Genomic DNA, 23,179 nt, shown 5'->3' on the forward strand with positions numbered 1-23,179 from the left:
ACGGAAGATTTTAAGATGATGAGTACCAATGGCGAAGACAAACTTTTGTAGGAAAAACATAACGTTAACTAATATATGCCGCAATATGTTGCTGATGTTAAGTATTATCCTGCTACCTGCCTGTCAGCCCCAAAGTGAGCCCAATACCCTGCAGAAAATCCTGAATCAGGGGGTGTTAAAGGTCGGCACACGTTATGGACAAACCACCTATTATATTGGCGCAGAAGGCCCGCAAGGCTTTGAATATGAACTGGCTGCCGGGTTTGCAGATTATCTCGGTGTGCAACTGGAAATTTTCCCCTACTACAATCTCGATGAATTATTCCCCAAAATACAATCACGTAATCTGGATATTGTTGCCGCTGGTTTAGCCATTACCCCGGAGCGGGCTGAGCATTTTCGGTTTGGACCGGCTTATCAGCAAATCAGCCAGAAACTGGTATTTAAACAAGGTCAGCCCTGGCCTAAAACCATAGAAGAATTAAACGGTAACATCAAAGTCGTGGCGGGCAGCAGCCATGCAGAAATGCTGCAATTCGAACAAAATGAATACCCGGAACTGCAGTGGCAGGAAACCAATGACGCCGATGAAGCAGAATTACTTGAGCAAGTGCTGGATGGTGAGCTGGATTACACTATTGCCGATTCGAATATTTTGTCAGTGATCCGCCGCCGACACCCTGAACTGAGCATCGCTTTTACCTTAGGTGAAGAGCAGCAAGTCGCCTGGCTGTTAAGTCCCGATGTGGATGACTCCTTAATTGCAGCGATGATCGATTATTTTGGGCAAATGCAGCAATCAGGTGAACTCACCGCACTGGAAGATAAATATTACGGTCATGTGCAGCAATTTAATTATGTAGACACTCGCTTGTTTATTAAAGCGGTGGAAGATGTACTGCCTAAATATCGCGACTGGTTTATTGAATATTCCGACGATCTTGACTGGCGTCTGCTTGCAGCTATGAGCTATCAGGAATCCCACTGGAATAAACGCGCACGTTCGGCCACCGGTGTTCGCGGGCTAATGATGTTAACCCTGGCAACCGCACGCGATTTGGGCATTAAATCACGTCTTGATCCCAAACAGAGTATTCAGGGCGGGGCGAAATACGTGCAACAGCTTATATCACGTATCCCTGAACGCATTAAGGAACCTGATCGTACCTGGTTTGCCTTAGCGGCATATAATCTGGGTTGGGGTCATGTGGAAGATGCACGTATTCTAACCGAGAAACAAGGCGGCAGCCCGGATCTATGGGTGGATGTTAAACAGCGTTTACCATTACTTCGTCAGAAAAAGTACTATAAAACCACCAAATATGGTTATGCTCGTGGTAATGAAGCCACAGCCTACGTAGCAAATATTCGTCGTTATTACGACACGCTAAAATGGTTGGAAGATCAACGACTCGCTGAAGAATTGAAACAACAGCAGGAAGCACAAATGAATGCATCTCCTGCCACTGAACAAACACCAGCGGATACAACCGAACTAAATGGTGATGCACAGCAGCAAGCCGCTGACAGCACCAGTTAACTCGAGTAATCAATAATGAAAAGATTGTATAAATGTTGCAACTATAATTGTTGAATATTTTTAACTTTAATTAAAACAACTAATTATGGTGATTTATGTGTAACATATAAATTCAGTTTAAAATAGCTTAAGTGTTGCTAACTTGCAAGTTGCATCAGTTCAAAAAATATAAATTGTAATGTTGGAATAATATGAGACAAAGCCGGATTAGCGATAGTGAAATACAAGGATTCAATTGGAAAATACTAAAGTACGTATTCCCATACCTTGTTGAACATAAAACAAGAATTGCTATTGCAATCTCTTTTATGGTTTTTGCTAAGTTAGCGAGTGTTTCGATACCAATCATTCTTAAGAACATTGTTGATGGTCTGGAACTTTCTAACAATGAACCAGCGGCAATCATTGCATTACCTATTGGGCTTTTGGTCGCATATGGGGGATTTAGGCTTGCAAATGTATTGTTTGGGGAAATTAGGGATTTACTGTTCGGGCGTGTGACTGAAAGAACTATCCGAAGAATTAGCCTTAAAGTTTTTCAGCATTTACACAATTTGGATTTGGACTTTCATTTAGAACGGAAAACAGGCGGACTTGCTAGAGATATAGAGCGTGGTACATCAGGCTTTAATTTTTTAATGAGGTTTATGGTGTTTAACATAGTGCCAACCTTAATAGAAATTGGCTTAATAATCGGTATTTTGCTTTATAACTTTGAAATAGGTTTCGCAATTATCGTGTTTATTTCGGTTTTTGTTTATGTTGGCTTTTCTGCACTTGCTACGGAATGGCGTATTAAATTCATCAGAGAAGCGAATCAAGCGGACTCAAGCAGCAATAATCAGGCTATTGATTCCCTTTTAAATTATGAAACTACGAAATATTTTTCTAACGAAGAGTATGAAGCAAATCGTTATGATGTGGAGTTAGAAAAATGGGAATTAGCTAAGCGTAAAAACAGATTGTCGTTGTTTGCTCTTAACGGTGGACAGGCATTAATCATATCAATAGCCATCACTGCAATGCTAATTTTGGCAGCAAAAAACGTTATTAACGGAAGTATTACGCTTGGCGATTTTGTACTGATCAATGCATACATAATGCAATTATTCCTACCTTTAAACTTCCTAGGGTTTGTTTATCGGGAAATTAAAGGCTCTTTAGCCAACATTGAACAATTGTTTGGGCTTTTGAAGGTAAAGCCTAAGATCAATGAAGATAAAGATGCGAAAGACTTGATACTTAGATCGGGGGCGATTAGTTTTGAAAATGTTTCCTTTAGCTACAATGAAAAAAGGGAAATAGTTAAGGACGTTAGCTTTGAAATTAGAGCGGGAGAGAAGCTGGCAATTGTAGGTCCTAGTGGACATGGAAAATCGACACTAGTGAAGCTTTTATTTCGATTTTATGATGTTTCGCAAGGTTCTATATATAGATGGGCAAAACATAAGAAATGTAACATTGAAGTCTCTTCGTAATGCAATTGGTGTTGTTCCGCAAGACACCGTGCTTTTTAATGATACTATTTTTGAAAATGTTAGATATGGAAACCCTGATGCTTCAGATGAAGCTGTTTTGAATGCAATAAAGCTTGCTCATTTAGACCTTTTTATAGAAAAGCTACCCGAAGGCGTTGATACGTTGGTTGGTGAAAGGGGATTAAAACTAAGTGGAGGAGAAAAGCAAAGGGTTGCTATAGCGCGAACCATATTAAAGAATCCACCCATTTTAATATTTGACGAAGCAACATCGTCACTAGATAGTCATTCTGAGCAAGCTATTTTAGCCGCGTTTAAAGAAATCTCACAGGGTGTCACAAGTATTGTAATAGCTCACCGTTTATCGACAGTTGTAGATGCAGATAGGATCATTGTTGTAAGAGATGGAAAGCTCGTGGAGCAAGGGACACATTCTGAACTTCTTTATTTAGGTAGTGAATATGCAAAATTGTGGAATGCTCAACAAAGTAGCTCAGTTTAGTCAGTTAGGTGAAAGCACCATATTACCTAATTCATTAATTATTCGTGTTATGCAATAATAAGATAGGTGGCTTTTCAGAGAAGCCTGTTCCCACGAAAATAGGACGAAATGGATTTACTCTGACCTAAAGATTAAATAATTCACAAAAAAAACTCAGTGACATAGGTGCGTGGCCTAGCGTTGCCGTTTTTTGGTGTATTGATGTCTTTTAATAAAGAAGACCTGTTAGTAAACATAAAAAGGCAGGCAAAACGATTATCTAAATTATTATCTATTCCCCTTGGACAGGCCCAAGAAGCATTAGCTATTTGTGTTTATGGGTGCGACAGTTATAGTCAACTATTATCATTCCTAAATTCTGAATCTTTTGGTGATTCTAGAATCGCATTGACTGCATTATCTCCGAAATCTGAGATATTTTTATTTAAATTATTACAACAGCACATTTCCGAAATCCTAAAAAAATTTGAAAATAAATTTCCTAAGTCTTCATTAGATGAAAAAAACGTTGTATCCCTTTTTGGGCTTGGCTATCAAGAGTTTAAAGACAAAATATCCAACTAAATATTATACAAATACGTAAGTTGTCATTTTAAATTTTGGCGATATTATGAAATTAAGGCTGATCGGACAGCCTATGCCTACACATGATTTTCAAATCGTTAATCGTGAACAATGAAGCGGAGCATCCGAAAAAATTTGGTGATTCAAACTGAGTAAACATCGTGTCCTGTAGGCCGTTGTTTGTTCGTAATTTTGTTTGGAGAACTAAATGATTTTGCTTGAGCAATTGCATACTAAACTTCAATATCAGGCCAAGCTTTTTGCGTGGTTACTTGAGATTCCCGAATTAATAGCAGAAGGGTTATTCGCGAGAGGTGTTTATAATTTCGCTAATTTCTCGGCTGCTGAAAACGCCCTACATCAGGAATATTCTAAAAATAATCTTCATGCCATTTTTGAACATGACACTTTAAAGTATCTTTTTATCTGTGAAGTTGATGACGATGAATTGATTGATGAACTTCATGAAGAAATTGAAGTGATGTCGGCAAGAATAGTGTCACTTAATCTTATAGAAAAGCCACAATTGCAAATAATCTCAGCGATTTATAAATCAATGGGGTTACTTGATGAGTCTCGCTTTATTGTAAACACAGGCGCTGAATTCCAATTAAATTGGAAACCTTATTTTAGTACACTGACTGATCCTACAGAAGTGCTTTATGCTGATTTGTTGGTTCATACGCGAACATTTAGATTGGTCGCTTCAAAATATCCACTGAGTAAGTTGTCATACGACAATATAAGTACTTATCTTTCAAGAAGACTTAAACAAGATAGTAATCTCCATAAGGCTACTTTAGGTGCGGAAAGAAACAAAATTGAGAAACATAAAAATTGGCTTCAGAACAACCTGAAAAGTGCCTTTGGTGACGTATTACAAAATGGTAGTGAAACCCCAGCGTTTTATCACATACGACGTAAGCGATACATTGTATTTGGTTTTATGCTGCCCACAGAAAAAGCTAAAAAAATAAATACAGAGCTGCCTAAGCTAAATCTATTAGTCAAAAATACTAAGGAATTTCAGAAATACATTATTAAAGTTGAACAACAGTCTCTGGTTTTTGAAACTCACCGCATCAGTACCTCATTCGTGAATCATGAAGTTCTCACAGACAAGCAAATAGAGCAAAAGAAAATCCTAATGTCACACACTGATGCTAGCAGTGACTGGTTTGTGTTAAAAGGTAATCGCTTTTCCGTGGGATTTAGACCGAACAAGGTAAAAGAGGCGGTATAAGCTGATGGAAAAAACATTTTTAGTCGATGCAAGTATTGTTTCTGTTTTTGACAGTTTAGACGCTAATAAGGCTTATTTAGGCGATGTGTTAGCTGGTCAGGTAATCGAAGATGAAACATTTAGATTTCGTCCCTATGAGCAAATTGTTACTTCAATAATTGTTAGCAAAAGTTTTGTTGATAACAGGATGGAGGTCATCACTCACAACGGTAACTGCTATTCAATAGGCGATGAACCCAAATTATTTAAGATAACGACTGATGAACTTGCTGTTATTCGCTTTGGGCAATATTCGCCTGAAACGATTTTAGCATTAAGAAAGCAGCCACAATAGTCTGCTATTTATCATAGTTTGTTTTACGCTCGCTTTGAAGGAGTGAAAAACGCGATATTGGATCGCACGATGAAGCTTCCAATCCTAGGTTTTAGCTTGGAAACTTCATAAATTATGCTGTACTGTTAGCGCGAAAGCTCCTCAATTTTCTTCTTGGAGAACCAGCGATACAATACAGGCAAAACAAACAATGTGAGTAATGTTGCTGTGATCAAACCGCCAACAATTACACTTGCTAAGGGGCGTTGAATTTCCGCGCCAACCCCATTAGACATTAACATCGGAATTAGCCCTAACGCTGAGGTGATTGCGGTCATTAGCACAGGTCTTAATCGGGAAGTAGCCCCGTCAAATATTGCATCAGTAGTTTCCAAACCATCTTGAATACGCTGGTTAATACTTTCAACCATAACCACACCATTTAACACTGCAACACCAAATAGTGTAATGAAGCCAACGGAGCTTGGCACGGACAAGTATTGCCCAGACAAATATAAGGAGAAAACACCGCCGATAACAGCTAATGGGACATTAACTAAAATCAACATGGCTTGACCAACTGAGCCAAATGCGAAGTAAAGCAAAAGAGCAATTAGCGCCAAAGATAAAGGAACCACTATAGCTAACCGTTGTTGTGCTCGTTGTTGACTTTCAAATTGACCACCAATGGCAACAGAGTAGCCAGCAGGTAAATCGACTTTCTCGGCGATTACTTGTCTGATATCGGCAACAACACTGCCCATATCTCTATTTTGCACGTTGGCTTGGATAACAACACGTCGTTGCACATCATCTCTTCTCACTTGCGGAGGGCCTGACTCAAAAGAGATTGTTGCAACATCACCAAGACGAACCCAAGAACCTGTAGGTGACTGAATGCGAATATCAGAAATAGCTTCTTTATTACTACGATATTCTTTTTCTAAACGCACATATATATCATAACGCTCATTCCCGTTGATGATTTGTCCTGCTTCAACTCCACCTATACCATCTCGTATCACTTCCATTATATCACCGACCGATAGGCCAAAACGTGAAAGCTCTTGTCTGTTTGGCTTTACAACTAATTGAGCTTCACCAGCTATTTGTTCAAGCGCAACATCTCTAGCGCCTTCAACTTCTTTAATTGCCGATTCTATTTCTTGCCCTTTAACTGCCAATTGATTGAGGTCTGGCCCAAACAGCTTTATCGCTAGTTGTGCTTTTACACCAGATAGTAACTCATCGACACGGGTAGCAATTGGTTGAGAAAAGTTCAGTAAAAGTCCCGGAAACTCTTCAAGCGATTGTTCCATTTTGTTTTGCAGTTCATAACGGTTTGAAGCACTGGTCCACTCGGACACGGGTTTTAGTCCGATATAAATTTCAATGTTATTAACTGGTTCAGGGTCGCCGCCTATTTCAGCACGTCCGATGCGGCTTAGCGCATAGGTAACTTCAGGAAATGCCATCAACTTTTCTTCTAATATAGGTGAAACCATCAATGCAGTATCTAAACTAGAAGAAGGAGCAAGAGTTGCTCTTAAGTTAATTGTCCCTTCTTCTAGCTCTGGAACGAATTCAGTACCTATGTAAGGTGCAATTGAAAAGGCAGAAACAACCATAATTAGCGAGGTAACAACAATTAACTTGGTGCGTTTAAGTGCAAACTTAAGCCCATTTTTATATAGCTTATCTAAAGGTTTAAGGACAAAGCTATCTCTTTCTTTTATGCCTTTTTTGAACATGAAAGTGGCAAGTGCTGGTACGACAAACAAGGCAACAACAATAGCTGAAATGATGGCTAGAATAATACTAATTGCCATTGGCTGGAATAATTTTGCTTCGACACCTTCAAAGCTAAACAAAGGCAAGAACACGACTAAAATGACAGAAGCAGCAAAAAATACTGGGCGAGCCACTTCTTTGCCTGCTTCTTTTAGCCGCAAATCGATACCATGATCATCTTTTTCTATTGCAAAGGGATCAGTATCATCACAAGGAACACGAGCTTCTACACTTTGTTGGTGTGTTGAATCAGGGTGGTTTAAATGTTTAAACATATTTTCAACCATGACCACTGAGCCGTCCACAAGCATACCAATAGCTACGGCAATGCCACCTAGTGACATAAGATTGGCAGAAATTCCCCACCAAGCCATGATCATTAATGCAATACCTACCGATATTGGAATGGAAATAAGAACAAGAAACGTTGCTCTTAAATTCATTAAGAACAGGGCAAGCACGATACAAATAAAGATAAAGGCAAGTGCTAGTGCATTGACTACAGTACTGACAGCTTGTTCGATTAAATCAGCTTGATCATAGAAGGGTTCGAATCGAACACCTTTAGGTAATGCCTGATTGATTAGTGGAATTCGTGCATTAATACCATCAATGGTTGCTTTTGTATTGGAACCCATACGCTTGAGTACAATGCCTGATACAACTTCACCTAGGTTTTCAACTTTTCCTTCGGACGTTTTACGGGTCATAGTGACCGCACCTTGTCGAATTTCACTACCTAGTTCAACTTTGGCGACATCAGAAACCGTCACAACAGTACCATCTACGGTTTTTACAGGTACTTGCTTAATGTTGCTAATGCCTGCTTCACCACTTTCGAACCAACCCGTTCCTCGAATAACAAGCTGCTCTTGTCCTCGGTTCATATACCAACCGCCAACGTTGGCATTGTTACTATCAAGTGCATTAACGATATCTTCTTGCGACAATCCATATGCAAGGAGCTTAGAGGGAGCTATGTTCACTTGATATTGCCTAACATTACCTCCGAAAGATAAGACATCTGTGACACCATCAACTGGCATAATTAGCAATTTGATTATCCAATCATTGAGGCTTCTGAGCGCCATTGAGTCATATCCTGCGTCTTTATCTGACACGAGCAAGTATTGAAATACTTGACCCAACCCTGACGTATTTGGTCCCATTTCAGGCGTACCTACACCGTCAGGTATCAACTCTTTTGCAGCTTGAAGCCGTTCAAAGACGAGCTGCCGTGCAAAATAGATATCAGTCCCTTCTTTAAAAATGACAGTAACGCCAGACAGCCCCGTTTTGGAAATTGAACGTACTTGTTCAACATCAGGTAACGCATACATGACCGCTTCAATCGGATAAGTGATGAGTTGTTCTACTTCTTCTGCGGCAAGCCCCGGCGCTTCTGTATTAACCGCGACTTGAACATTAGTCACATCAGGGAAAGCATCCAAGTTCAGTTTTGGGATCACCATTATTGCGCCAACAATAGTGGCAAATAAGGCAATCAAAATAAGGAGTCGGTTGTTTACAGACCAATCTATAATTTTATTAAACATAGCGGCTCTCCTTAATGGTTATGCGGATCAAATCCGCCTTTAGCTATTTCAGAAGCAACAAAAAACGCTCCTTGAGTGACCACACGAGTACCACTTTCTAAACCGAATATTTCTCTGAAATTACCTAGAGAACGACCTAACTCAACCTCTGTCGCTTTGAATTCACCGGGATGATCCTCAACAAATACGGTCCAATCTCCGTCCGCACTTCTAATTAGCGCTTCTTCTGGAACGGCCATAACTTTTTGTTCAGTGGCAAATTGAAAATATACTTTAACAAACATGCCTGAATGGAGATTGTCATCTGCATTATTAACACTTAGGCGAATGATTCGAGTTCTAGTGATGGGATCAATCGTGTGGGCTTCCTGAATAACTTTTGCCTTATAATCCTCTCCTTCTAATTTAACTATTGCCGGAGAGTTGATTGATAGATTGAGCTTTTTGTTGGGTGATACTTTAGCTTCCACCCACAGCTTATTTTCATCTGCCAAAAGCATGATAGTATCACCCGCATCGACTCGTTGGCCTTGGGTGAAGTCATCTTGTAAAACTACTCCTTCTCGCTGAGCTACTAGCGAATATTGGCCAAACGAAGTTATGTCTTTATTTGATATGTCTTTTATCGCTTTTTCAGTTAACCCTAGTGCGATAAGTTCTCCGTATGTGGCGTTAAATGTGGTTTGAGCCTGAAGTAAACGACTTTCACTTACTGTTTTGTTGCCTAATTTCTTTACTCGCTGCCATTCAGTTGACGCAATCAAGTAGTCAGCTTGAGCTTGAGCCATTGCTTCACTAAATAGGGTGACCAGCTTTTGTCCTTTTTCTACGTGTTCACCGAGTGCAGTATGTCTGCTTATTATCACTGACTCGGTACGGGGAGAAACGACATAGCTGCTATAACCATCTACTTTGACCTCTCCGGGCGCATAGATTGTACTGAATTGATAATCAGGTCTTATGCTTTGAACTTTAATATTGGCTAGTGACATTTTTTGAGGGCTTAGAGTAATACCTTCTTCATGTTCCTCTTCAGTTTCTTTATTTTTGCTCTCTTGGTCGTGACCATGTTCGTCATGTTCTGTGTCTTTTTCAGAATGGTTGCCTTCATTTTCCTGATGGCCTTCTTCTACATGATTTTCTTCACTTTCCGAGTGTTCGTGTTTATGTTTTTTGGGATTTGCTGTTACAGGTTCAATTGTATTTACTTGTAGAGCATACACTTCACCGCTTAATGTCCCACCTAAAAAAAGTCCACTAATTACTATTGCTAATAATTTTTTGCTAAATAATGTATTCATTTTTTTACCTATATTCTTTTAACGTTTAAGATTTCTAATTGCCGTTTTAACTAATTAAATCTTAAACTTAGATAATTGACCCATGCTCCAAATGAAGGCTATTTCAGAGAGTCTAAATTGTTTTTCTAGTTGAATGCCTGAGTGCAATCCATCAGCTCTTTGGCTCAACGCTATTAGATAGTCTGAAGTATTGATGTCTCCAGCCTCCCAACGAGCGTTTAGCAACCTCGCGCTATTATCAATTCGGTTTTGCATAAGGTTTTGCCATCGCTGATAGTATTTTTTACTGATCATGAGGGATTCATAGTTGGCCTGAGCTTCAAAAGAGCGTTTTCGATAAATGGATTGGAAATAAGCTTCCGCAGCAACGGCTTCTGAATATGCCGCTTTAGTAGCATCGGAATAGTTATTTCTGATATTCAAAGGCATAGAGAATGTTAAGCCAACGATATTATCGTCACTATTTTTTCCTGCGCTAATCCCTATGGTGGGATTAGCTTTATTCTCTATGGTTGTTAGTTGTGCTTTAGCTTGTTGCTCTTTCCATTTTGCTTTAGCCAATTGTACTTGGGGGTGTTGTTCAATCCATTCAGCTTTGTATGAATAGTTTTCAACATCGAAATCAATAGAGATTTTACTGGCTAACTCTGGTGTCCAATCAGGCAGCAGCTCTTTAACTTTAACCTCAGCATTTTTTAGCTCTATTTGATATTCAGCTATTTCACTAAAAACTTGAGACAAGTTTAAGTAAACCAGCTCAGCATCTAGAGGCTCAAGTATTCCCGCCTTTTGTTTGTCTTCCACAATACTAAGTAAGGTTTGCAGTTGACTTTCTCTCTCCGTAAATAGCTGTGCAGTATCTTTCGCTGATTGCCAATTTGTCAAAGCAATTAACGCATCGGCCTTTTTTGAATCGATTAAATTCAATAAGTGCTGCTGGCTGGCATAAAGAGTTATCTCGCCAATTGACGTATTGGCAGAGCGTTTATCCCAAAAATCAATGGTCTGACTCAAACCGATTGAATAGTTATTAAAATCACCTTCTTTCTCAAAACTTGCGTCAAGCTCAGGGTTATATATTGCCTGAGTTAAGCTTTTTGCATGATGATTGCTTGCGATTAACAACTCTCTTGCTTCAATTATTTCGGGATCTTTATTTATTTGTGTGTCTAACCACGACTCACTTTTTTGCTTGCTGTAAGCGGCATATGAAATACTTACAAGCAGGCAGAATGACAGGCAAGTGCCTGTATTTTTTATATATTTATACATAAGACTTCTTAAATTTTAAGTATTAATCATCTCTCATTTACCGATTTTTAATCGATAAATGGACGGATATAAATTTAGAAATTTAAGAAATAGGTGGGCGTAATATAGCGTCTAAAAATTCTTTTGTTTGATCGAATTGATAAGGTATTAGATTGTTGTTATATAACTTTGTTGCACTATTTGAATTGCTAATTAATATCCAAGATAAGTGGCTGCCGCTACAATGACCACAATGATGACAATCCTTGATATCATGAGGTTCATCATCAGCGTTTTCATTTAAAATATCGCGATCATCTTTATGGTCATGTTGAGTTTGCAGGTGCTCTACATCGATTTGATGATTCTCAGAAGTTGCAGACGCAATAGAGCTTATCGATTGTAGAACAATCGAAAGAACTAATATTATCCTTAAAGCAACAGTGAAATTCAAAATAGACACCCATAAAATTGTGAGATAAAACTATAACAAGAAGCGACAGTTGAGACTAGCTCTATGTTACTTTTTCATGCTCATCTCTGCAAGTTTCTTTAGGAAACTCAAACTCAATGGTTGTATGAGACAATTTATATTCTGAAAGTTCAATTGCGATAGTTTGTTTTAATGCAACGAGTTCATTCACACTTGAGTTTTTAGATAACTCCAAATGAGCAGTTAGTACATGACTTTCTCCATCTAACGACCAAAAGTGCATGTGATGAACCCCATTAACTTCAGGTAATTTAATTAAAGTTTGTTTGATATTTTGTTGAGTTTCTTCATCTGGAGCGGCTTGAAGAAACAAAACAAGTGTAGATTTTAGATTTCTGAAAACATTAAATAAAATAAATAATGTAAAACCAATTGATAGCAGTGGGTCTAGTATTGGCAGTTCTACAAATAACAACACAATTGTAACAATTAGAACGGCGACCCAACCCAGAACATCTTCCAGTAAGTGCCAAGTTAGTACTTTTTCATTTAAAGTTTCCCCAGCTTTTAATTTGAATACGGCATACCCATTTACGGCAACACCGAGTATCGCTAACCCTAACATTCCTTCAACTACAGGCATTTCAGGGGTGGTTAGCCTTGGTATTGCTTCAAACAAAACCCAAATTGAGCCAATTACTAATACAACGCCATTTACCAATGCCCCGAACAGTGTAAGTCGGCGATAACCATAGCTGTATTTATCTGGTGCTGCTTTGTTTGAAAAACGACTTAATATCCATGCAAAGCCAATCGATAAACTATCTCCTAAGTCATGCACCGCATCAGCCATAATAGCGGTACTGTTGGTGAGCCAACCACCAATAAATTCGATGATCGTAAAGGTAACATTCAGAAAAAATGCCCAACCAATCCTGTCGTCTGTTCCATGTTGATGACTATGACTATGCATTTTGTACCTCCAGCGCTTTATTTTTTCTTAGATTAGTGACATTGAAATTTATTAGGTGGCGGATCACTTTTTGATACATCCAGCGTTTGACTCCAGACAAATTAGTGCCTTTCTCAAGATAAAACTCATCAGGGGAATTATAAAGTCCAAAGTCGTCGTGAATCCCTTCTTTTTGAATATATGTGTCGGTTCCGCGCCAATCTGTATCTGGTGATGAAAAACATTTTGTTGCAACACCATAACCACAGAAATTGTCTTTTATTTGATTAAACTTTTGCTGTATTGAAGTGAGATATTGATTGTCTAAAATAAAGCCCTCTAAGTTGATCCAACGTCCTTCAAAGTAAACTTCAACCCAACTGTGAATAATGTATTTGGGCGCTAACCAAAAGACATAGGTAGGAATAGCTCCTTTTTGTAATTGCTGATCTATTGTAAACCCGTGAAATCGGCACTGAATTCTTAATCCACGTAATAAGGCCATTAAAAGGTTGCCCTTAGTGTTACATTGCCCGTATCCGTCAGATAAAACTTCACTTGCGGAAATATCGTCGCTTTCGTTATAGCCAAATAGTATTTCGTCTTTTACAAACTGATAAGCAGTGCCAATCTTGTTGTAGTCATCAAGTTCATGCCATTTTCGCTCTGTTATTAATGATTGGATAGTGGGGTGTTCAAAATTAACTATCTCAGTTTTTTTAAGATATTCTTGATTCATAAGAGCTTCCTTACTTTGAATTGCAGCAGGTTGATTGTTTATTTTTATCTGATACTTCAGATGTATATTGAGCCGATACTAATTCTTGTTTGGCATCCGTTAATATCATGTAAGCACCTCGAAGAATTAACATTGAAATGATGCTACCAATAACAATATCAGGCCAGCGTTGTTCTAGCACCATGACAAGTATGCCAGCAAGTACGACACCAAGGTTTGCGATCACATCATTAGCTGAAAATATCCAGCTAGCCCTCATATGCACTTCATCATTGTTGTGTTTTCGTATAAGCATCAAACAAATGACATTAGCGATTAAAGCCACAGAACCAACTCCAATCATAAACCAAGAATGAGGCTCACTTTCTCCAACTAGTCGCCTAGCTATATCGAGAAGAATTAGAACCCCTAACCCCAATTGGAAATAACCACTTACTAATGCTGCATTAGCTTTATGTTGGATTGACTTCCCCACGGCATATAAGGCAATGGCATAGACGATAGCATCAGCTAGCATATCTAACGAATCAGCAATTAATGCGGTTGATTCAGATAACCAACCTAAACCAATTTCAAATACAAACATCGTGGCATTTATAGCTAAAAGCCAATAAAGCACTGTTTTTTGTTGGTCATCTTTTAATTCTACTTCACAGCCACAACCGCTCATTTTTTAACTCCGCCTTACTTGTATAATTCAAGTGTAAAACCTATAGTAACTATAGGGTCAAGTTTAAAAGAAAATATTATGAAAATAGGTGAATTATCGAAAACATCCGGTTGTTCTATACAAACGATCAGATACTATGAAAGAGAAGGCTTACTTTCTGAGCCTGAGCGGACAGAAGGTAACTTCAGATTGTATGACGTTACCGCTTTGAAGCAATTAGAATTCGTAAAACATTGTCGCAGTCTCGATATCTCTCTGATTGATATTAAACGTCTCATCGACCTAAAAAATAAACCAGAGGAAAGTTGCTCAAGTGTAAATGCGCTGATTGCGCAACAATTAGCTTTGGTAAATAAACGCATGAAAGAATTAAAAGCCTTAAAAAACGAATTACAACAAATGGCTAGTACGTGTAATTCTGATAATACCATTGAAGGGTGTGGGATAATTAAGTCATTAGATAGCTAAAGTGATGTATAAAAGACTCTTTTTTAACTCACCTTGATTATTGATACAGGCTAATTAATAGTTATTTTCTTACCCACACGAACAGACTTTAGTTCCCCTGTAAACTCCTTTTCAACTAGCAATAGCGATTTATCGCTTGTATCGTGAGTACCTAATGCAACCATTTTGAGTTTACGGGACATTAAATTAATGTCGTTAAGTACATCTTGTTTATCAATAGGTGAAAATAGTCCTTCGCCAGATGCTAATCGTCGCTGGATATCGATACCTGCAATATGTAATCGGCCTTGTTCAAGAGGTAAGTGAACATCGCCAATTAGACCGTAAAGGGGAACGTCAAAATATTTATCTATGTGGCTGATAAGTTTATTCAACGTTTGATGCCCGCATCCAACAATTACGACCAACCCTTTATTTTTTACATTAATGACTAATGCTTGTTCGTCGATCTTACCTAAAACTAATTGTCTTGGTATTGGCCCGGTTGAAGCAAGCGCATTAAACAAAGGCTTGGGTTCTCGTATTACGTTGATATTAACGCCGGGGTACGTGAGTGGTACAGGCGCGAAAATTGATGTGTTTTCTAGGGCTGGTTGATTGAATCCAAACCCTATACTATTTTTATCTTCCCATACGCGTCCGCCAATATGATCGCGGTGAAAATGACTGATAAAAATAGCGTCAAGATCTTTCGGAGCAACACCTAAACGCTCAAGGTTTTGCTCAAGTGGCGACACAAGTAATTCTTTATGATTATGTCCTAAGTCGAACAAAATAGTGTGTTCGTCGGTTTGTATTAGATACGACACGCCAGACTCAGTTGCAAATCCCCGCTCCCCGTAATAATTAACAACTGGTGTGACAGATAGTGTATTGGTGCTGTTCTTAATTGAAATAGCCTTAAAACTTTTTGATGACCAATCTTGAGATAAAGGAGCTGATGCAGTCTGGTGTTTATTGTCGAGGACTAACAAGAATAAAAATAAGCATGTAGCAAGAACAGAAAATATAACCACCCGTTTGAGAACATCGTGCCAAACAATATAATCGGATAATAATTTTTCTAGTTTTTTGATGCTCGAAATATTTGTAGTGAGGTTATCTTTACCTTTTAATGCGTAAATTATCGGGCAGTTGTCACCGGGAATATTATTGCGGTGTTTTCTTCTTGATTTTCGGGATGCTAACAGCCTTTTAAATAGACAATAAACTGTCAGACCCTCAACAACTTCTGTAGTGGGGTTGCCATGAGGTGTGGTTTTTAACCATTCTTTATTGTCATGATCGACATGGACTACGTTTCCCTGTACAACTAATCCCAATTACATCTCGATATTTTTATGCCTTTTGAACTAGTTTAACTATTTAAAGTAAAATTTTAAATTGCTTTTACAAATGAATTTTTTGCAGTCCTAGCCTTCGGCTTCATGTATCTAACTTTTTATTGCAGATACACCTTTTGCTAAAGGAGAGTTTTTAATTAACTCTTCTTCCCAAAAGTCCTCTTGTCTTAAAATTGTCTTTAAGGCCAAATCACCAATTTTTAATTTTCCGACTGTTTCAATGTATCTAGCGGTCGTTTCAGGTTGAACATGCCCTAACAGCTCCTGAATAAATGCATGAATATCATCAAGGTTTGCCATATGGATTTCAACTCCTTGTTCCTCTTGATATTTCAGCAACCTTAATGTGGCACCTGTATGTCTAATGCCATGAGGTCTAAGATATATTCTGTTATCAATGATCTTCTTGTCTCGCAGAATTTTGGCTGCCTTGGCAAAGGCTTTTCTGTACATTGTTTTACTGACAGGTGTACCATTCTTTGACAGCCACAATACATTAGAGTTGATATCGAATTCTGACTCTTTACCTAATTTGCTTTGTAGATATTTCGTTAAATATAACTGTTTCCGTTCATCGTAAATTGTAATGTCAGAATTTTCTTCCTTTGCAGTAATGTACTTATCGCTAAGTAATTTCATGGTTTTGATTGAAACATCAATCTCTCTTTCAATCTGCCCTTTACCAATAAATTTTAGTTTTTGACATTCTTGCTCTTCTAACTTCAATTGTCCCCAACTTTTCCAGTTCTTGTTCGCTTTATCACTTTCATAGGGAAAGTGATGAACTAATTCGTTTATCCTTAAAAGAGTGTCTAATTGAACATGGGCCATTACTGCGTATACGATATCAATTTGACTTAATTCGGTTATCAGACATTTCATCTGCTCTTTAGTTAATACTTGACTCGTATAGTCTTTTGTTTTGACCATCCTTTTAGCTTTAACTTTAGGATCTACCAGAATGCTATTTGTTTTCTTTGAGATCGCATAATTAAAGGGTCTTGCCTCGTCTTCTAGTCTACTTTTTTGGCGTTCTTGTCTAACTTTGGGAGGAATTTTAAATGTATGGGATACATTTATGACGTCTAAATAATCATAAAATAAACGCCATGTATTTAGGTAAACTTGTATAGAGGATTCTTTAACAGGTTCTTCGTCATCTTCACAATCATCATCACGCATCACATCTAGTACAGAATCCAAAAACGCTTCATCAACATTAAGATAACTTCTTCCTTGTGATGCGCAGATATTTAGCCAGTTCCTGATATGCTCTGCATAATTTTTAATAGTAGTGAGGGTTACTGGGCTGAAGCCTTTTTTTCTACCAGTTTTGATGGCTATCGGACTAAATACTTCTGGGTGATGAAACCTAGTTAGTAGGAACTCATTAGCATGTTCATGAAGATATCCTGATTCACCGATAAGCATTGGGATCTGTTTGTCCCGTTTAGGTGAAAATGCTACGGGTTCAAACTGAGAAGAGAGAATCTTATTTTTTAAATTTCGATACCTTTCAACATCACTTTGTGGAAATTCAACAATATTGCTCATAAATTTGACCTTATTGATCATGTCTTACGATGATCACTTCATCGATATCTTCAAATTCAAAGTCAATCTCTTCAATTGAGTCCCTTTTCTTCTCCAATATTTCAACATCTATAAACTTATTATTTTGAGTATTTAGAATATTTCGTTCTTTTATTGTCGTAAAATCAACTAAAAACCTAACGGCACATATTTTTACGTCTTTTGCTTTACGAGCCAACATGATCCACTGCGCTCTTTCACCTTTGGTAAGGTTAGTTGAGTCCACGATTACGGAATGACGATCCTTATTAAAATCTCTAGTTTCTTGTGCCCACGTTGACTTACCAGATGAGGGCAATCCAATTAGAATGAATACCCTTTGAGGGACAGATCTTTTCATTAGCTTCTGGAAGTGCAGCTTAGCTTCCCGCCAAGCTTTTTCCCTTAACTTTACGTTGCTAAATTCATACCGATTATTATGAATTAATCCGATATCAGGGCTGACAACTGAAATTGTATTTTCATTAAGCTGCGACGCGGGACTTTTGGGGTTACCAAGGACAGATGACAAGACATTATTTGTTTTTTGTCCCATTAATTCTTTGTTTAAATTTGATAGCTTTATCTTAAGTTCATTTACTTCATATTTGAGTACAAAGTTATTGTCTCTTGCATTCTGTAACTGTTCTTCCAAATCAACTTCGTCAGATACTATTTTTTTATCTCTACTCTTAAATGTTTCTGCAAAAAGATTAACTTTTGCAACAAAAGCATCATATTTCTTCTTATCTTCAGGTGATGGGTTTTTATGCCCATACACATATGTTGTATCCACATCAGCAACTTTACATATAACCTTCATTGTAGCTATTCCGCGAAGTTTGTTTTTTACGAAGGCTTCAGCAGTTTGTGACAAGAAAGCTGCTTCTAAAGCTTGTAATCGCTCCTTATCACTTTTAAATTTTTTACGCATCAAATATTCCTTCCGAGGCTTAGCCTTTAATCTGTTCTATTGCTTCTGGGTAAACATCCTTAAGAGGCTCAAAATATAACTTTATAAAGGTCTCAGCTTCTTTATCTAAATCAATTACGGTATGTCTGATACCTTGTAAATACGTAGCGTAGTATTTAAACTGTTCCAGTAAAATTTTAGCAATTGGATTGTCGAACAGTAATGAATGCCCACACAGTGGTCCCTTGCAGTTCTCAAGAACAGGGAGGTTTGATAATTGAATTCCTTTAGCAAATGCTTCATCTATTTCTTTATTTATCCGTGATAACTTATTCGATTGAACTGCGCACGGAGCATCAGTATTTGATGACGTTGGACGCATGCATATTAAGGATAAGGGTGTTTGTAAGCCTAAAACATCGCCATATAATAGTTTTTGCTTCAATATGTAGGAAACCCTATCTATCAGTCTTAGCCTAATTTCTCCTTCGGTTAAGGATTCATTCTTTTGTATTGCCTCTTCCTTAATGAGCTTTTCTAACTCATCTCTACCATTTTTAAGGACACGCTTCATACCTCCACCAACTTTGTTATCAACAATTGCTACTGCTATAGAGTCGGACAGATCAGTTTGTGTTTTTTGTGTTAATTCTCTACGTACTTCTCGAACTTTATTATTGGCCTTTAAATAATGATCAGGCATGATCCCGTTGGCATGACCGAATAAACGTCTAACAATCATCACAGCAATCGGTGAATTGGTTCCTATCCAACCAGCCATTGTCGTTCTGCAACGATGAGCCATACCTTCATCGTTATCGTCTTCTTGCAAGTTTTCAAATAAATCTGCTCCTACATGATTCGCAACTAGTCTTAATAAACGATTTATTGCGCCTCCATTGTAATTCCAATTTTTTGTATTAGGACTAGCATCAAAGTTTCGTCGTACTATCAAATAAGGGCATGAGTCAGGTGCATAATTTAAATTCAGCAACAGCTTAATAGTATTCACTGTTACTGGAGGGATAGGGATTGGATAGTCCTCTTGCTTTGTCTTTTCTACATCGGTAACTAAATAATTCATTAATTCCGAATCTAGATCAGGCTCATGACAATTCTTAAGAAGGTTTTTTCTTACGTCAATGTTTCTCAATGCAGACGTTAATAATATTATCCATAATGCAGCCCCCTGAACAATCTCGTAAAGTTCATTCATATAGGCTGCTCGAACAACTGGCTTGCGGTTTTTTCTTTTGAATACTGTTACGGGTAGTATTTTATTTAAACTCTTTTTGTGACTAAGAATTACTCTAGAAGTGCGAGCATTAAGGCGACCACTAGAACATAAGTTCTGACGGTAACTAGTTAAATCAAAGATTTCTTTAAGTAAGTCTTGGTATTCATTAACAATAGGGGTAGCGAAATCTAATATTTTTGCACATGCATTTTCTGAAAATGGTTGATACGACTTAATAGAAGTTCTGGTAGCCTTTTCACCTAAAATGTCATTAATATACTGCTGTGTGTAGAAGTATCGAATATCACTTAGCACCTTTACTGTACGTTTTTTATATTTTTCCCAAGGGCTTTCACAAGAGATATTAAGAAATTTTATATGGTCAAATTGACTAATTGGTGTGTTTATAATTTTTTCTAAGCAATAAAGTACTGTTGGACTTTTGAATTCATCATTATCTAGAGCACTTACAATCCATGTATGTAGCTTTTGTGTTGATACCTCAGAACCCGGCTTAAAAGGGGCGTTTTTGGGGCCTGAAAGAATTCCTTCTAATGCCATTCTTGAGCCTATTGATTCAATAACTCTAGTGATATTTCCATAGAAGAGAGAACTGTTTATTTTCGTTATTTGAATAGTGAAGTACACAGCTATTTTTACCAATAATATGAATGGCAAGCTATTTGGGTGCTTATTTTCAATGTTGCCCCATTCTATTTTTTTATCTTTATCTAACCACCAAACGCTGTCATTGAATTTGGTGCCATTGTAAAATTGGCTCATTGGCTTTAAAGCATATGTATTATTTAATTCATCAAGCTGTTTCCATTGCTCAATTCCAAGCTTCTCTAACTCATGTGGTAGAAGTCGTGAGAACAGGTCAACATCATTATCTTCTCGTTCTAAGTTTAATTTTTCACTTAACATGTTCGACTTTCCTTAAGCATTTGGATGTAATAATGGTGGTAAAAGGTAAGTGTCAGGATCATCCCATGCTGAACTCGCAACTTCGAAAGCATGTTCATGAAGTTGTTGACCGTCAGATGCTTTCGTAACGAATGTCTCAATTACCTGCTTAGCCAAATGGTGTTTAAGTGCGTAGGCCGTGTCGTACAAATCCTTATTTAACAGCAGCACTTGTTCATATTGAAAACACCGATAGATAATATTGGGTAGATGTTCTCTATATACTTCAGCTTTCGAGCAGCCCAAGCAATGATCGAACTGTTTGCAATAATCTATATTAAGGTTTTCTGCATAGTCTGGGTTTCGGGGATCTATACAATCACACAGAAATCGTTTAGCGGCATCATTTATTGATTTGGCTTCATTAACTTTTAACGTAGCTGCTACTTGCAAGTGGTGTTCAATGAATTTTATCTGTAAACCAATTATTGCACTTGCAATCATCGTCTCAGCCGTTGAAGACTGCATCAAATATACAAGTGGTATTGAATTTTTAAGATCAGATGCAACCGCTCTTATTAGGTCATCTTTATTGGATATTTTCTCTAGGTATTTATGAAGAATTTCACCCGTGAAAACTTTTCTAAAGCGAGTACTATCAATCGTTCCAATTAGGTTGCCATTCCGCTCTTTTATTTCAGTGTTAATGGCAAACTTTTTCTGCCAAAACTTGTAAACATCGTCACCTACGAAAAATGTAGTTCTATTTGGAAATTGAATTTGCCTTACTTTATCTAGAATTTCTATGTATCTAAACATAGGGGAATTGATAGGTAATGATAGGCTTTCAGGTTGCTTGGCAACTCGATGGTGACCTCTAGTTTTAAGGCCAATAAGCTCTACAGATTTTTCCGATGCGAATCTGTCTTCATTTTCTAAAATATTAATATCATTAATACGAGCAGGAATACTCATTACAACTTCTTTATTACGACCACTAATTGCCATGAGAAGTTGCTGGCATAAAAAATCAAACATGTTGGTTCTACCAAGCAAAACATTTTGTACTGTTTCACCTGTTTGCTTACCACTCTGATTTAATTCATAAAAAGCTCTATAAATAAAATAATGCTGAAGTTTCCATTTTGAAAAGGACTGTTGGCTCTGTCTGAAGGCAGTACGTTTCCAGTGGCGAAGTTTTCTTTCATAGCAGAATTGAATTGATATATTTTTTCCTGATTTAAACCTACTTAAAAACATATTCTTATAGTCAACAATATTGCCTAGCGATTGTTTTAGTACATTTTTACACAGGAAAATAACATCAGGGTCTAGCTTTAACTCTTTGGGTAAGGCTGGAATAATTGATTTGAATTCAGAGGCTTCTATAAATTTAACAAACTGATTTTTGTCAACATCATTTAGCGTCCCTCTTAACTTATCAACGGCTCTATTTATTCTAAAATTGTCTGTAAGTTCAATTTCGAAAGCTTTTGCAAAATTATCTTCTCCTCCTTCAGTGATTAATGTTTTATAGAGTTTCGCGCCTGTTTCATAAAAGAATGAATCGTATCTATCGCTTTCCAAAAAGTTAATCGTGTCATTATACGAATCTTCGATTTCAGATAAACAGGCACTGGTATAGGCGTAAATTTGAAACATGACGTAATCGGAATAATCATTAGTCACATTAGCTTTTGCTAAGCGCTCCGCAAAAGTTTTTTCCTCTGGTGTACTTTCTTTGTGAGCGAAAATATAAGCTTGAATCTCTGAATTTATGTTGGCTTGGATAGTGGGACAATGAGCTAAAACATATTGAATATCTCGGCAAAGAGCCTTAGCTCTGTTGTACTCAATATCATTAATCATTTCATCAAATAGCGATAAGTTTAGGTCTGATAAGGCGCTTAGTTGCTTTTTTAAAATAAATTCAGATATGTTCAAAAATGGTTTAGTTATACCTGAATGGAAATTTTTGCTCTCCAATATTTTTAATAAGACACGTGCCAATTCAATAGCTATATTCGCGTTGTGTTGATATAAACCGTAAAACCAAGAAGGAACCACTAATCCTTTTCTTTCTGCTATTGGAAATTGTTTTACAATTAGCTCTTTCTTTGAATTAAATATAATAGTGCCAGTGGTGCCATCGCTTTTGTAAATTTGCTGTCTAAATTCACCGTCAATCAAATTAAAGCTAGGTAAACGATCAAATGTTTCTACAGACAGCGTTTTATCACTATCTTTAGTCTCTATTGTTTTTTTACTAAATCGATTACTTCGAGCCATAATTGAACCTAAACTAACTAAAATACCTACTAATAAACTTTCCTGATTACCCACTTTGATCAGCCACTGCTACACTGTATATAATTACAGTTAAAGGTGGGTGCATATCATGGCAAAG

17 protein-coding genes and 1 pseudogene are annotated in these 23,179 nt (G+C 37.5%); 6 read left to right on the top strand and 12 right to left on the bottom strand.

What is annotated here, in order from left to right:
• The first annotated feature begins 28 nt into the window (after positions 1-28).
• The 5 genes and pseudogenes from mltF to H8B19_RS15420 all read left to right on the top strand — a co-directional run bounded on the left by mltF (position 29) and on the right by H8B19_RS15420 (position 5,661).
• Positions 29-1,540 carry a membrane-bound lytic murein transglycosylase MltF gene (gene mltF / locus H8B19_RS15400; RefSeq protein WP_338401534.1) on the top strand — a complete coding sequence of 504 codons (1,512 nt, stop codon included), beginning with the start codon at positions 29-31 and terminating at the stop codon, positions 1,538-1,540.
• Between the two features lie 191 nt (positions 1,541-1,731).
• A pseudogene (locus tag H8B19_RS15405) lies at positions 1,732-3,520 on the top strand (ABCB family ABC transporter ATP-binding protein/permease).
• 201 nt (positions 3,521-3,721) lie between these two features.
• Entirely contained in the window at positions 3,722-4,084 is a 363-nt protein-coding gene (locus tag H8B19_RS15410; protein WP_186507785.1) for a hypothetical protein, read from the top strand.
• 208 nt (positions 4,085-4,292) lie between these two features.
• Entirely contained in the window at positions 4,293-5,327 is a 1,035-nt protein-coding gene (locus H8B19_RS15415; RefSeq protein WP_186507786.1) for a hypothetical protein, read from the top strand.
• Positions 5,328-5,331: 4 nt separating this feature from the next.
• The gene (locus H8B19_RS15420; protein ID WP_186507787.1) at positions 5,332-5,661 is read left to right on the top strand and encodes a hypothetical protein; all 330 of its coding nucleotides are present in this window, start codon (positions 5,332-5,334) and stop codon (positions 5,659-5,661) included.
• 125 nt (positions 5,662-5,786) lie between these two features.
• Here the strand turns inward: H8B19_RS15420 and H8B19_RS15425 are convergent, their stop codons facing one another.
• The 7 genes from H8B19_RS15425 to H8B19_RS15455 all read right to left on the bottom strand — a co-directional run bounded on the left by H8B19_RS15425 (position 5,787) and on the right by H8B19_RS15455 (position 14,333).
• Positions 5,787-8,987 (bottom strand): efflux RND transporter permease subunit, encoded by a 3,201-nt coding sequence (locus H8B19_RS15425; protein ID WP_186507788.1) that lies wholly within the window; start codon positions 8,985-8,987, stop codon positions 5,787-5,789.
• An 11-nt stretch (positions 8,988-8,998) separates the two neighbouring features.
• Positions 8,999-10,288: an efflux RND transporter periplasmic adaptor subunit gene (locus H8B19_RS15430; protein WP_186507789.1), complete on the bottom strand. Its 1,290-nt coding sequence runs from the start codon at positions 10,286-10,288 to the stop codon at positions 8,999-9,001.
• Between the two features lie 54 nt (positions 10,289-10,342).
• On the bottom strand, positions 10,343-11,560 hold the full coding sequence (locus H8B19_RS15435) for a TolC family protein (protein ID WP_085286038.1): 1,218 nt from the start codon (positions 11,558-11,560) through the stop codon (positions 10,343-10,345).
• 82 nt (positions 11,561-11,642) lie between these two features.
• Positions 11,643-11,993 (bottom strand): hypothetical protein, encoded by a 351-nt coding sequence (locus H8B19_RS15440; RefSeq protein WP_186507790.1) that lies wholly within the window; start codon positions 11,991-11,993, stop codon positions 11,643-11,645.
• 61 nt (positions 11,994-12,054) lie between these two features.
• Positions 12,055-12,945: a cation diffusion facilitator family transporter gene (locus H8B19_RS15445; protein ID WP_186507791.1), complete on the bottom strand. Its 891-nt coding sequence runs from the start codon at positions 12,943-12,945 to the stop codon at positions 12,055-12,057.
• Positions 12,938-13,663 carry a transglutaminase-like domain-containing protein gene (locus H8B19_RS15450; protein WP_186507792.1) on the bottom strand — a complete coding sequence of 242 codons (726 nt, stop codon included), beginning with the start codon at positions 13,661-13,663 and terminating at the stop codon, positions 12,938-12,940. Before H8B19_RS15450 ends, H8B19_RS15445 begins: the two co-directional genes overlap by 8 nt.
• A 10-nt stretch (positions 13,664-13,673) precedes the next feature.
• Positions 13,674-14,333 carry a cation efflux transmembrane domain-containing protein gene (locus H8B19_RS15455; RefSeq protein ID WP_186507793.1) on the bottom strand — a complete coding sequence of 220 codons (660 nt, stop codon included), beginning with the start codon at positions 14,331-14,333 and terminating at the stop codon, positions 13,674-13,676.
• A gap of 78 nt (positions 14,334-14,411) precedes the next feature.
• Between H8B19_RS15455 and cadR the strand changes: the two genes are divergently transcribed.
• On the top strand, positions 14,412-14,801 hold the full coding sequence (gene cadR, locus H8B19_RS15460; protein ID WP_186507794.1) for a Cd(II)/Pb(II)-responsive transcriptional regulator: 390 nt from the start codon (positions 14,412-14,414) through the stop codon (positions 14,799-14,801).
• A gap of 50 nt (positions 14,802-14,851) precedes the next feature.
• Here cadR and H8B19_RS15465 read toward each other — a convergent pair whose 3' ends face one another.
• The 5 genes from H8B19_RS15465 to H8B19_RS15485 form a co-directional block, all read right to left on the bottom strand.
• Complete coding sequence (locus H8B19_RS15465; RefSeq protein ID WP_186507795.1) at positions 14,852-16,123, bottom strand: MBL fold metallo-hydrolase; 1,272 nt, start codon at positions 16,121-16,123, stop codon at positions 14,852-14,854.
• A 111-nt stretch (positions 16,124-16,234) separates the two neighbouring features.
• Positions 16,235-17,698: a tyrosine-type recombinase/integrase gene (locus tag H8B19_RS15470; protein WP_186507796.1), complete on the bottom strand. Its 1,464-nt coding sequence runs from the start codon at positions 17,696-17,698 to the stop codon at positions 16,235-16,237.
• A gap of 10 nt (positions 17,699-17,708) precedes the next feature.
• Positions 17,709-18,650: an AAA family ATPase gene (locus H8B19_RS15475; protein WP_186507797.1), complete on the bottom strand. Its 942-nt coding sequence runs from the start codon at positions 18,648-18,650 to the stop codon at positions 17,709-17,711.
• Positions 18,651-18,669: 19 nt separating this feature from the next.
• Positions 18,670-20,793 carry a hypothetical protein gene (locus H8B19_RS15480; RefSeq protein ID WP_186507798.1) on the bottom strand — a complete coding sequence of 708 codons (2,124 nt, stop codon included), beginning with the start codon at positions 20,791-20,793 and terminating at the stop codon, positions 18,670-18,672.
• Positions 20,794-20,805: 12 nt separating this feature from the next.
• Positions 20,806-23,115, bottom strand: a complete 2,310-nt coding sequence (locus tag H8B19_RS15485) for a hypothetical protein (RefSeq protein WP_186507799.1) — start codon at positions 23,113-23,115, stop codon at positions 20,806-20,808.
• Between the last annotated feature and the right edge of the window lie 64 nt (positions 23,116-23,179).

This window comes from Neptunicella marina (assembly GCF_014270035.1).
Classification (GTDB): domain Bacteria; phylum Pseudomonadota; class Gammaproteobacteria; order Enterobacterales; family Alteromonadaceae; genus Neptunicella; species Neptunicella marina.